General features: G+C 27.6%; 12 protein-coding genes. 11 read left to right on the forward strand and 1 reads right to left on the reverse strand.

Going from position 1 to position 12,233, the window contains the following annotated elements:
* Nucleotides 1-39: 39 nt before the first annotated feature.
* From AVBRAN12654_RS04120 to AVBRAN12654_RS04170, 11 genes are read left to right on the forward strand one after another with little or no spacing between them, the layout of a single operon-like run.
* Entirely contained in the window at nucleotides 40-267 is a 228-nt protein-coding gene (locus AVBRAN12654_RS04120; protein ID WP_214117450.1) for a hypothetical protein, read from the forward strand.
* On the forward strand, nucleotides 267-1,433 hold the full coding sequence (locus tag AVBRAN12654_RS04125) for a hypothetical protein (protein WP_214117449.1): 1,167 nt from the start codon (nucleotides 267-269) through the stop codon (nucleotides 1,431-1,433). The genes AVBRAN12654_RS04120 and AVBRAN12654_RS04125 overlap by 1 nt, the downstream gene beginning before the upstream one ends.
* 10 nt (nucleotides 1,434-1,443) lie before the next feature.
* Nucleotides 1,444-2,592: a GGDEF domain-containing protein gene (locus AVBRAN12654_RS04130; protein WP_214117448.1), complete on the forward strand. Its 1,149-nt coding sequence runs from the start codon at nucleotides 1,444-1,446 to the stop codon at nucleotides 2,590-2,592.
* Nucleotides 2,589-3,875 (forward strand): MFS transporter, encoded by a 1,287-nt coding sequence (locus AVBRAN12654_RS04135; RefSeq protein ID WP_336607161.1) that lies wholly within the window; start codon nucleotides 2,589-2,591, stop codon nucleotides 3,873-3,875. The genes AVBRAN12654_RS04130 and AVBRAN12654_RS04135 overlap by 4 nt, the downstream gene beginning before the upstream one ends.
* 21 nt (nucleotides 3,876-3,896) lie before the next feature.
* The gene (locus AVBRAN12654_RS04140; RefSeq protein WP_214120477.1) at nucleotides 3,897-5,654 is read left to right on the forward strand and encodes a Na+/H+ antiporter NhaC family protein; all 1,758 of its coding nucleotides are present in this window, start codon (nucleotides 3,897-3,899) and stop codon (nucleotides 5,652-5,654) included.
* A complete protein-coding gene (locus AVBRAN12654_RS04145; RefSeq protein WP_336613993.1) occupies nucleotides 5,647-6,666 on the forward strand; it encodes a tRNA (uridine(54)-C5)-methyltransferase TrmA in 1,020 nt (339 codons plus the stop codon). Before AVBRAN12654_RS04140 ends, AVBRAN12654_RS04145 begins: the two co-directional genes overlap by 8 nt.
* Nucleotides 6,653-7,852 (forward strand): threonine ammonia-lyase, encoded by a 1,200-nt coding sequence (gene ilvA, locus AVBRAN12654_RS04150; protein ID WP_214117444.1) that lies wholly within the window; start codon nucleotides 6,653-6,655, stop codon nucleotides 7,850-7,852. Before AVBRAN12654_RS04145 ends, ilvA begins: the two co-directional genes overlap by 14 nt.
* Nucleotides 7,849-9,846, forward strand: a complete 1,998-nt coding sequence (gene glyS / locus AVBRAN12654_RS04155) for a glycine--tRNA ligase subunit beta (protein ID WP_336613994.1) — start codon at nucleotides 7,849-7,851, stop codon at nucleotides 9,844-9,846. The genes ilvA and glyS overlap by 4 nt, the downstream gene beginning before the upstream one ends.
* Nucleotides 9,830-10,570: a DUF815 domain-containing protein gene (locus AVBRAN12654_RS04160; RefSeq protein ID WP_336608504.1), complete on the forward strand. Its 741-nt coding sequence runs from the start codon at nucleotides 9,830-9,832 to the stop codon at nucleotides 10,568-10,570. Before glyS ends, AVBRAN12654_RS04160 begins: the two co-directional genes overlap by 17 nt.
* Nucleotides 10,563-11,222, forward strand: coding sequence for a hypothetical protein (locus AVBRAN12654_RS04165; RefSeq protein ID WP_214149658.1), 660 nt, complete (start codon nucleotides 10,563-10,565; stop codon nucleotides 11,220-11,222). Before AVBRAN12654_RS04160 ends, AVBRAN12654_RS04165 begins: the two co-directional genes overlap by 8 nt.
* The gene (locus tag AVBRAN12654_RS04170) at nucleotides 11,219-11,794 is read left to right on the forward strand and encodes an NUDIX domain-containing protein (protein WP_442862315.1); all 576 of its coding nucleotides are present in this window, start codon (nucleotides 11,219-11,221) and stop codon (nucleotides 11,792-11,794) included. The genes AVBRAN12654_RS04165 and AVBRAN12654_RS04170 overlap by 4 nt, the downstream gene beginning before the upstream one ends.
* Nucleotides 11,795-11,889: 95 nt before the next feature.
* Here the strand turns inward: AVBRAN12654_RS04170 and AVBRAN12654_RS04175 are convergent, their stop codons facing one another.
* The gene (locus AVBRAN12654_RS04175; RefSeq protein WP_214149657.1) at nucleotides 11,890-12,036 is read right to left on the reverse strand and encodes a hypothetical protein; all 147 of its coding nucleotides are present in this window, start codon (nucleotides 12,034-12,036) and stop codon (nucleotides 11,890-11,892) included.
* Nucleotides 12,037-12,233 lie beyond the last annotated feature (197 nt).

The following is a 12,233-nucleotide window of genomic DNA, read 5'->3' on the forward strand; positions in this document are numbered from 1 at the left end:
TGGTATATTAGCATTTTTAATTTTATTAAGGAAAATTATATGGCTTACGATGATGATGAGTTTTTAGATTATGAAGATGACGAGTTAGATGGCTTTAGTGAATATGATGACTTTGATGATGAATTAGACGAATTTGACGATGAGTTAGATGAGTTTGATGACGAATTTGAGCAAGATTTTGATGATGAATTAAGCAGTCTTGATGAATATAACATATATGATGAAGATATGTATGATGACGATGATTATAGTTATGACGAGGCATAATGCGAGAATACGATAGTCAAAGAGTAGAATTTATACAAGAGCTTTATGATACCTATGAAGATATAAGAAATCATAATATTACCTTAAAAAGAATTTATGTAATTTTAATATTAACCATAATTATTACATTTGGTTTTTTAGGTATTACTATGCTTTTTGCTAAAGAATTTTTTATATCAAGTTTGTATATTGTTTGTGCTTGTTTATTTTATGCCTTACTTTTAAATAGAAAGAAAAAATCAGTAGCAAGGTATCTTGACTGGTTTAGCTTTATGGGTGGTGGGGCATGTATAATCATTGCTATTTGTTGTAATATATATTTATATTCTATGGCAGGCGGGGCTCATTTATATATTATTTTGCTAGCCACTTTGATTTATATAATGTTTATAAATGATTCTAAAAAAAGATTATTGATAGCAAATATTACTTATTTAGTGCTATTAACTATATTTATATCTTTATTTTTAATTGATTATTATTTTTGGCATCCTTATTATAAGGAGAGTTTTTTTTCTAATTTATTATTTATAATTTCTGTTTTTGTAGTTTTTTCTAGCATAGTATTTAGCAACCATGTAGTAGGTCTAAAATCAATAGAAGATATAGAAAAATTATCTGTAAATAAAAGTCATATAAAAATAACTAAAAAAATACATACTAAATTCAATCTAATTGATAAAAAAGATTTCACACAATTGCTTTTACAAAGACAACAAAATCAATACAATAATCTTAATGTTTGTATATTTGAGATAGCTTTTGTTCAAAAAGACCAAGATTCATATTTTAAGATAGATTACTACTACCAAAATAAAGTAATGAATGAATTCTTAAGTCTTTTAAGAGTTTATTATCCTAATGATGAAATTATAATTAAATGGGATTTAAATACTTTTGTATTAATTTTAGAAGAAGAAAGCTCTAAGTTTTATTTCTTACTTGAATCAATAAGCAAAGATTTTGATAAGATGATTAGAAAGAAAAAAGATAATTTTGATATTTATTTAAAAATTGTTGCAAAATACCACAAGCATATAGATACTCAAAAAAGACCTAAAGTTTTATTAGAAAAAATAAATGAAACCGTAAAATTAAAATATGAAACAAAAACAATGGGTCGTGAGTATATATTGTATAAAAGTGGATATGACGATATAAATTAAAAGGTTTAAAGTGGTTAAATATGAAGTTTTGATATTAGTAAATAGTCTATTTTTATTTTTTGCTAGATTTTTTACTGGTTTGATTTTTTATTACAATGGTTTTATAATTACTTCTTATGAAATTTTTGCAACATCTTTATATTATTTAGCTTTTTTATTCTTATTGTTTGTTGGTAGAAAACTTTATAAGAGTTTTGGAGAAAAAAATTATTTTTATAATAGATATAGAAAGATTTTAAATGGTAAAAAATCTTTTAAATCATCATTGTTTAAAAAAATTATAAGAGTAAATTTTATAAGCGTTAGGCATTATGCTTGGTATTTATTTCAATTAGAATCAATTTTTACAGCTACTTATTTTTCTTTAAGTATTGGTTGGGGATATGGATTTGATTTATATTTAATTATGCTTACATCTTATTATTATCTTAATTTAAGAAAATATTCTGCTTTAATTTTTATATTTCCTTTTGTTTATTTCTTGTTATATTTATTTTTATTTTTCTATTGCGACAAGGCGTATCAAGAGCCAGGACAAGTATTTATATATATTATCAATATAATTTGCGTAGTTAGTGCTATATTTTTTACCCAAATTATTATGGAATTAGGTCAGGTTATTAGATTTGTTAATGATGAAAACAGAAAGAGCCATTTAAAAAGACTTACTAGTTTTGATACATTGACTGAGACTTATCATAAATATTCTTTCTTAGAAATTATGAATGCAAAACTTGAGCATAATGCTGATGAAGATGTAATTACTCAAGCTAGTGTAATAGTAATAGAGATTAATAACTTAAGAAAAATTAACGAAGAATACACAACAGAATTAGGCAACGAAGTCTTAAAAGAATTTGCATATATATTAAGAAAAAATAGTGAAAACTATGAAAAATACATATCTCGTTGGAGTGGAAATGAGTTTTTAGTTTTTATTATTAATGAAGATGAGGTTGTAGTTAAGAGTTATATAGATGAAGTTAGGCAAGAAGCTATGAAAAATCGTTTTGGAGTAAAAGGTGCTAAAGTTCAAGTAATTGTAGGTTTATCTCATACTTCATCATTTGATTATCAAATAAATAAATTTATTAGCGAAGCTTATGAAGAATTGGCTATTAATAGAGATAAATTAAATTACGAAAAAGGAGATATATGACAAAAAAATTAAACAAAGAAGAAGTAAAAACTCTAGCCTTAAGCTCACTTGGTGGCACTCTTGAGTTTTATGACTTTATTATATTTGTATTTTTTTCATCTTATTTTGCACATCATTTTTTCCCAAATACGCTTAGTCCGTTTTGGCAAGAGCTAAATACTTATGGAGCATTTGCAGCAGCTTATCTAGCTCGTCCTTTAGGCGGCGTTGTGATGGCACATTTTGGAGATAAATTTGGTAGAAAAAATATGTTTATGCTAAGTATTTTACTTATGGTAATCCCTACTTTTGCACTTGCTATTATTCCAACTTATGAGACAATTGGATATGCAGCCCCTATTGCACTTTTATTTGTTCGTATTTTTCAAGGTATGGCAATAGGTGGAGAGCTACCTGGTGCTTGGGTATTTGTAAGAGAACATAGTGAAGATAACAAAAAAGGTCTATTTATAGGCTTATTAACTTCAAGCGTTGTTGGTGGAATTTTACTTGGTTGTTTGGTTGCACTTATTATGCAGCTTAATTTTACGACTGAAGAGCTAAAGGATTGGGGTTGGAGAATTCCATTTGCTTTAGGTGGTATTTTTGGAATAATCTCTTTATATCTTAGACGATATTTAAATGAAACTCCTGTATTTAAAAAGATGAAAGAAAGCGATTCTTTAGTAAAACTTCCTATAAAAGATGTTATAGAAAATCATAGATTTGGGATATTTATTTCTATTTTAGTTACTTGGGTTTTAACTGCTTGTGTGGTTGTATTTTTATTAATTGCTCCAAATTTCGTAAAAGCTGTTATGAAATTAGACCCTGTTGATAATACCCTTCTTCAAATGTATGGAATACTTGCTATGATGATTGGTTGTGTTTTAACAGGATTTTTAAGTGATAAATTTGGAATTAGTAGGATTTATAAGATTTTTGCCATTCTTTGGGGTGTTTTTGGTGCGTTATATTTTTATGAGTTGTATATAGGCAAGGATATTAATTTACTTGTGAGTTTTTATTTATTAGCAACTCTTAGTGCAGGACTTATGAACTTTACACCTTTAATTATGGTTGAGATTTTCCCTGCAAAAATTCGTTATAGTGGAATTAGCTTTAGCTACAACCTAGCTTACGCAATAGCAGGATTTATAACTCCTATATTATTGCCGTTTTTAAACAAAGTTGCAATTGGTGAAAATCCACCATTTTTATATCAAATCGGTGGTGGAGCTTATATAGTTTTAGTAGCATTTGTTGCCTTTATTACGGCTTGTTTAGTATCAAAAAGAATGTAGAATTTAAAATAGGAATTTAAAATGAGATTTTTGTTTTTAATGTTTTTTAGTATATTTGCAAACGCAGCTGATACAAGCGTTAGCAATATGCAATTATATGGCGTTTTAACACTTTTACCGCCTTTAATGGCTATTATTTTAGCTTTTATTACTCGTGAAGTAATTTTATCTTTATTTATAGGTGTTTTTACGGGGACTTTTCTTCTAGCTTTTGCTAATTTTTACACAGCAAATATTGTAAATGATACTTATACATTTACTTATAATAATCCATCTTTTATGGATTGGGTAAATTTATTTTTAGCGTCATTTTCAAATATAGTAAAACATTTGCTAGATGCTATGATAGATAGCGATGATGCAGGAGTAATCTTGCAAGTATTTTGTATAGGTGGTGTAGTTGCATTAATTACTAAAATGGGTGGAATAAACGCAGTTGCACTTGCGCTTACTCGTTTTGTAAAAGGTCCTGTTTCAGCTCAAGTTAGCACTTGGCTTATAGGGCTTTGTATTTTCTTTGATGATTATGCAAATAGTTTAACCGTTGGTCCTATTATGAGACCAATTGCTGATAAGTTTAAAATATCTCGTGAAAAATTAAGCTTCATACTTGATAGCACCGCTGCACCTGTTGCAGGAATTGCAATAATTTCTACTTGGATAGGTATTGAAGTTGGACTTATTAAAACTGCTTATTCTTTAGTAGGAATTAGCGATGTAAATGCTTTTGGAGTATTTATGCAAACAATTCCTTATAGATTTTATAATATCTTTATGCTAATTTTCGTTGTTTTAACAGCTATTCAGCAAAGAGAATTTGGCTCAATGTATATAGCTGAAAAAAATGCTCGTGCAGGAATAGTAAGTGAAGCTGCACTTGATGTTGGAGCTGAACTTGAGCGTGAATTAAAACCAAATGATGGAGTAGAGCATAAAATTAGTGATGCTTTAATTCCTATTTTAACTCTTATTATTACAGCTTTAGCAAGTTTTTATTTTAGTGGTTTAAATGCAATTATAGATGACCCTGATAAAGCAGATGTTTTAAGCAAGATTGAAGAAAATTATTTAAGTTTTTATGCGATAAGAACTACTTTAGGTGAAGCAAACTCAAGCTTGGCATTATTTCAAGCTGCATTATTTGCTAGTGTTGTTGCAGTTATTTTAGGTCTAGTTCGCAAAAAAATTAATCACAAAGAAGCAGTAGAGACTTGGCTACATGGTTGGAAGAGTATGATATTTACAATTGCAATGTTACTTTTTGCTTGGAGCCTTGCTGCAATTGTAAAAGAATTAGGCACTCATAAATACATAGTTCAATTACTATCAGGCTCAACTCCGCATGTATTACTTCCTAGTTTAATTTTCTTAATCGGCTCGGCTATGAGTTTTGCAATAGGCACAAGTTATGGAACTATGGGTATTTTAATGCCTTTAGCAATCCCACTTGCACACGCAGTTGGTCTTGAAGCTGGTATGAGTGGAAATGAACTTCATGAATATATGGTTATAAATATTTCTTGTGTTTTAACAGGTGCTATTTTTGGAAACCATTGTTCTCCGATAGCTGATACCGTAATTTTAAGTGCAATGAGTGCAAAATGCGAATTAAGTGCGCATGTTAAAACTCAAATGCCTTATGCACTTTTAGTATGTGCTATTAGCGTAGTTTTTGGATATATTCCTGTAAGTCTTGGCTTAAATGTGTATTTAACAATTATTTTAGGTGTTGTTATGATGAGCTTAGCACTTCGCTTAATAGGAAAAAAAGTTGAATAAATTTGACTTAGTTTGCAAGGAATTTCAAATTCCTTGCGAGAAGATTTATAAAGATGGCTTAAGAACTAGGGTTAATTTTGCTTTATACAAAAATAACGGCGAAATATCTTATGCTATGTTTAAAGATAAGGTAAAAATAACTGATTTTGATACTTCTTTTATATGTGATGAGATAAGAGAATTTATGCCTAAATTACTTAAGGCTTTAGATGAAGTTTTAAAAGATAAATTATTTGAAATTAGATTTTTTAAGAGCTTTTATACTTTAAATGTTTTGCTTTTATATCATAAAGACATAAAAGAATTTAAAATAGAAAATTATTACGAAAAATTAAGCAAATTAACTAATTTAAAGCTTAATTTAATAATGCAATCAAGAAAACAAAGAATATCATATCCAAGCGATATTTTAGAGCATTTTAGCAATGGTATTAAGTATGAGTTTAATGATGAGTGTTTTATCCAACCTAGCTTAAGTATGAATGAAAATATGCTTGAGTTTGCAAAATCTTGTCTTAAAGATAAAAAATGCGATGATTTATTAGAGCTTTATTGTGGATATGGTAATTTTACCTTAGCACTTGCACCATTTTTTAAAAAAGTTTTTGCAACAGAACTTAGTAAAAAAAATGTGACATTTTTAAATAAAAATTGCAAATTAAATAATGTAAATAATATTTTTACAGCAAGGCTAAAAGATAGTGAAGTAAAAGACGCTTTTAATAAGGTAAGAACTTTTAATAGGCTAAAAGATTTAAATTTAGATGATTTTTGTTTTTCACATATTTTAATAGACCCGCCAAGATGTGGCTTAGGCGAATGTGTTAATTTAGTAAAAAACTATGATAATATAATTTATATTTCGTGCAATCCATTAACGGCTAAAATAGATTTAGAAAAATTATACAAAACTCACGAGTTAAAAAGATTTGTTTTGTTTGACCAATTTATAAATTCAGAGCATTTAGAGTGTGGATTTTACCTAGAAAGGAAGAAAGATGATAGAGCTTAGCAAAATATATGCGGCTAAAGAAAAAGTATATGATGTGGCAATTAAAACGCCTTTTAATTATTCAAGATTTTTATCAAATGATAAATATAATATATATTTAAAATGTGAAAATCTTCAAACAATTGGAGCTTATAAGATAAGGGGCGCTTATAATAAGATTGCAAGTTTAAATGAAGAGCAAAAAAAACTAGGAGTAGTTGCAGCAAGTGCAGGAAATCACGCTCAAGGAGTAGCTTTTTCTGCTTCAAAGTTTGGTATAGCAGCTCATATCGTAATGCCAGAATCAACACCAGTAAATAAAGTAAGCAGCACAGCTAATTTAGGTGCTAATGTAATACTTAAAGGCGATAATTTTGATGAAGCTTACGCTTACGCAAAAGAGTTAGAAAAGACTAAAAATCTAACCTTTATTCACCCATTTGCTGACCCGTTTGTAATGGCAGGACAAGGGACTATATTTTTAGAACTAATTGAAGAATTAAACAATATTTCTTATATCATCGTTCCAGTAGGCGGTGGCGGTTTAATTAGCGGTATTGTTAGTGCAGCAAAACAAATTAATCCAAATATTAAAGTAATAGGAGTGCAAAGCAAGGGTGCTAGTGCTATGCTAAATAGCTTTAATGAAGGTAAAATCATAAACTCAAACAAGGTAAAAACAATAGCTGATGGTATAGCTGTAAGAGATGTTAATGAAGATAGTTTTAATATAATTAAAAACAATGTAGATGATATGGTTATGGTTAGCGATGAAGAAATAGCTAATGCGGTTTTATTTTTATTAGAGCAACATAAACAAGTAGTTGAAGGTGCAGGAGCAGCAAGTGTAGCTGCTGTAATGCACGGCAAAATTCCTAATCTAAGTGGCAATGTAGTTTGCATTTTAAGTGGTGGAAATATAGATATTACAATGCTAAATAATATTATTGAAAAAGGTCTTATTAAAAGTTATAGAAAAATGCAAATATGCGTAACTTTAATTGATAAAGCAGGGGCATTACTTGATTTAACTAAGGCTTTAAAAGACGCACAAGCAAACATAATAAAAGTTGATTATGATAGATTAGGCACTGATTTTGGTGATGCAAATATTACAATCACACTTGAGACTAAAGGCAAAGCTCATCAAGAAGAAGTTGGAAAAATTCTTAAAGAGCAAGGTTTTACATTTAAGGAGATAAAATGAGAAAGTTTTTAATAGAAATAACTACAGAAGAATTACCTGCAATTCCTTTTTTAAAAGAAGAACCAAATATAAAAGATAAATTAGAAGTAGTTTTAAAAGCAAATAATATTGAATTTAGTAATTTAGAGTTTTTATACACTCCTAGAAGATTTGTTTTTACATTTAAAGCAAACGAAAGAGCAAACGATAGCGTTATAGAATTAATCGGAGCTCCTAAAGAAGTAGCCTATAAAGATGGGAAATTAAGTAAAGCTGGTGAGAGCTTTTTAGCAAAAGCAGATATTAGTGAAAACGAACTTAGCTTTAAAGAAATTAAAGGAAAAGTTTGTTTATATGTAGAAAAAATAGAAAAAGGTAAATTATTTAGCGAATTAATAAATGATATTTTAGAAAGCTTTATTACAAGTCTTAATTTTGGTAAAAGTATGCGTTGGGGTGCAAATACTTTTAGTTTTATTCGCCCAATTACTGGACTATGCGTTATGATGGATGATGAATTAATTAATGCAAGTTTGTTTAACTTAAAATCAAGTAAAAGCACTTTCGTTCATAGAAATATTAGTATGGATAAAATATCTTTTAATACCCAAGATGAGTATTTTAAGACTTTAAAAGAAGGCAAAGTTATCTTAAATCCTAAAGATAGATTAGAAATCATTTTAAGTGAGATAAGAAATATTGAAAAATTATGGAATTTAAAAGCTGAAATTGATGAAGAATTATTAGCAGAAGTTGTAGCAATTACTGAATATCCATCAGCGCTTTTAGGTAGTTTTGATAAAGAATTTTTACAAGTTGCACCTGAAGTAATAATTACTTCAATGAAAGAAAATCAACGCTATTTTGCAGTATATAAGGATAATTCTTTAAGCAATAATTTTATAACAATTACAAATTCATTCAATCCTGATTTAGAAACTATAAAAAAAGGTAATGAAAAGGTGTTAAGAGCAAGGCTTAGCGATGCGTTGTTTTTCTGGGAAAATGACTTAAAACTTGGCTTACAACCTGAATTATTAAACAATACAATTTATATGCAAGAATTAGGCACAATAGCACAAAAAGAACAAAGAGAAGAAGAAATTGCCTTAAGATTAGCAAAATTATTTGCTTATGAAAATACAAAAAATATAAAAGATGCAATCTTACTTAGCAAGGCTGATTTAAGGACACAAATGGTAGGCGAATTCCCTGAATTACAAGGAATTGTAGGCTCATATTATGCTGCTAATATGGGGTATTCTAGTGAAGTTTGCACTGCTATTAAAGAGCAATATTTATATGATGTTATCCCAAGCACAAAATTAAGTAAAATTGTAATCTTAGCAACTAGACTTGATACTTTAATGGCTTTATTTAGTATAAACAAGCTTCCAAGTGGTAATAAAGACCCTTACGCATTAAGAAGAGCAGCTTTAAGTATTATTAAAATTCTAATTGATTTAGGCGTTAAATTTAATTTATTAGATTTATTAAACGAGTTTAAAGGTCTTTATAAAGATTATGATAAAGTTAAATTGCTTAATTTTATTACAGATAGATTTAATGCTTTATATAGTGTAAATTCATCTTTTATAAAAGCGGTTTTAAATGTGAATAATAATGATTTAGTAGTAATTGATGAGAATATAAAAGCACTTATAAATCTAGCAAAAGATAAAGATTATGAGAGCAAAATCTCAACATTTAAAAGACTTGCAAATATCATAAAAGATAGTAAAGATTTATATTGTGATGAAAGCAAATTAAGTAATGAATATGAGATTAAATTATATAAAGCTTATAAAGATATTAGTTTTAGTGATGATGTGAGCGATAATTTAGGTAAGATTTTTGCACTTAAACCTATCATTGATGAGTTTTTTGATAATGTTATGATAAATGTTGATGATTTAGAGATTAAAAACAATCGCTTAGCATTAGTTTATAGCATTTATAAGCACATTGCTTGTGTGGCTGATTTAAAAGAAGTTAGTTTTGATAGCATTGTTTAAAGAATTTAAAGCTGCTAGTTATAGAGCAAGAACTAGTAGCTTTAAGCCTATTAAAAACCTTGATTTGGTTGATTTTAAAGACCTTTTGTTTTTGGATAAAGAATTTAATATCTTAAAAAATAATATGAATAATTTTTTACAAAACAAAGCCTATCAGCATTGTTTATTAGCCGGTGCAAAAGGTTGTGGCAAATCTAGTTTAATCAAGGCTATTTTTAATGAATTTATTAAAAGTGATTTAAGAATAGTTGAGGTTTTTAAAGAAGATTTATCGCATTTAAGATATATTATTGATGATTTAAGCGAATTAGAATACAAATTCGTAATATTTTTAGATGATATAAGCTTTAGTATAAATGATGATAGTTTTAAGGCATTAAAGCCGATTTTAGATGGTGGATGCGAGAAATTAAGTGATAATATAATGTTTATTTTAAGTTCAAATTATAAAAATCTTTTAAAATCAAGTAATATAAATTATCAAGACGCTGATTTTAAAGATGAAAGCGATGATAGATTTGCTTTAAAAGAAAGATTTGGAATATGGCTTAATTTTTATTCAATGAGCCAAGAGCAGTATTTAAGCATTGTAAAATCATTATTTAAAGATGAATTTAGTGATGAGATAAAGGCTAAGGCTTTAGAATTTGCAAATTTAAAAGGCACAAAAAATGGTCGTATCGCTAAACAATTTTATGAACTAAAAAAGGATTTGAATGATTAATGGAGCTAGTATTTTTAAAGCGTTATTAAAACATAATTTACAAGGTTCTTATGAATGGCAAAATTATGATGATTTTTCAAAATTTTTAGCTCTTTTAATAGGTCAAAATACCAAGTGGCAAAACACTCAAAAAGCATTAAAAAATGTTGAAATTCCTATTTCAAATTCTATAAACAAACTTGCTTTAATTGATGTAAAAGAACTAGCCGAGTTAATAAAAGCAAGTGGATTTTATAATACAAAAGCAAAAAAAATTAGCGATTTAGCAAAGGCAATTGTGAATGATTTTAGCAGTTTTGATGATTTTATTAATAATGCTAGTTTTGATTGGATTATGGATATTAAAGGCATTGGTTTTGATACGGCTTTAATGCTTAGTAATTTTCTTTTAAAAAAGCCTATTTTTGTGGTTAATTCAAATGCTAAAAGATTTTTAGAACTATTAGGCTATGAGTTTAATAATTACGAAGAAGCTATAGATATTATAGCTAGCGGGCTTGATGATGAGTATTTTTATAAAGCATTAAATACTCAAGATTTGTCATATATTTATATGATTTTTGCTGCAAGTATTGATAATCTAATGCAAAATCATTATAAAAATAAACAATTTGATGAAATAGGGCTTAAGGTTTTAAAGGAGCTTGAATGAAAATTGATATAAGTGATTTTAAAATAGTTGAGTTTAAAAAATCAGATTTTATAAAACCTTTAAGAGCTAGTTTCGTTATAAACGAGCATAAGGTAGATTGGGATTTTATAAAGTCTTTTGATTCTGTTAGTATTATGTTATATCACGAGAGCAAGGATAGTTTTATATTTGTAAAACAATTTAGAGCACCTTTATATTATTACGAAAATTGTAAAGATTATGAGAGTGGATTTTCGGTTGAATTATGTAGTGGGATAATTGATAAAAACAAAAGCTTAGAAGAAATCGCCTTAGATGAATGTATAGAAGAATTAGGATTTAAGCCTAAAAAATTAGTTTATATTAATAAATTTTATACAGGATTTGGTAGTGGGGTAAATACTCAACATTTATTTTTTGCTAGGGTTAGTGATGATGATATTGTAGGAGTTGGTGGCGGCGTTGATAATGGAGAATTCATTAAAAGCGTATATGTAAAAATCAATGAATATGATGAGTTTTTTGCAAAAAATAAAAGAAGTGCTTTGATTGATTATGCTAATTTGTGGTTTAGGTATATTTATAAAAAATAAGTAGATTTAAATTCTTTTAATTTTTAATAATTTTGTATTTTATAAATGCAGTAAAACTTATATATGAATTACGAATAAATTCGTAATTCTTTTGATTAATCATTGATATGTGGGCTGCAATATAATTTGCCATACCAAGTAATCGTGCAGTGATTTACTGGTTTTTTATATTCGTGTCCTGCAGCATATACAACTGAGCTTAAAGCTAACAATAAAATAACAGATGAAAATAATTTCTTCATAATCTCTCCTTTTTTTAAAATTTAGTAAATAAATACTAAAAACTCTTAAAGAAAAATAAAATTAACCGATATAAGTTTAGTTAAAGGAGAGTTAAAAATGGATTTAAATATTTGTGATATGGGTGGGTTTTTAAACTCTAGCCTACATAAAATAAAAAATGTAAATAGCACTATTAATCTAAGCCAAATAAGACAGG

Origin of the sequence: Campylobacter sp. RM12654 (assembly GCF_020137585.1) — a bacterium.
Taxonomy (GTDB): Bacteria; Campylobacterota; Campylobacteria; order Campylobacterales; family Campylobacteraceae; genus Campylobacter_E.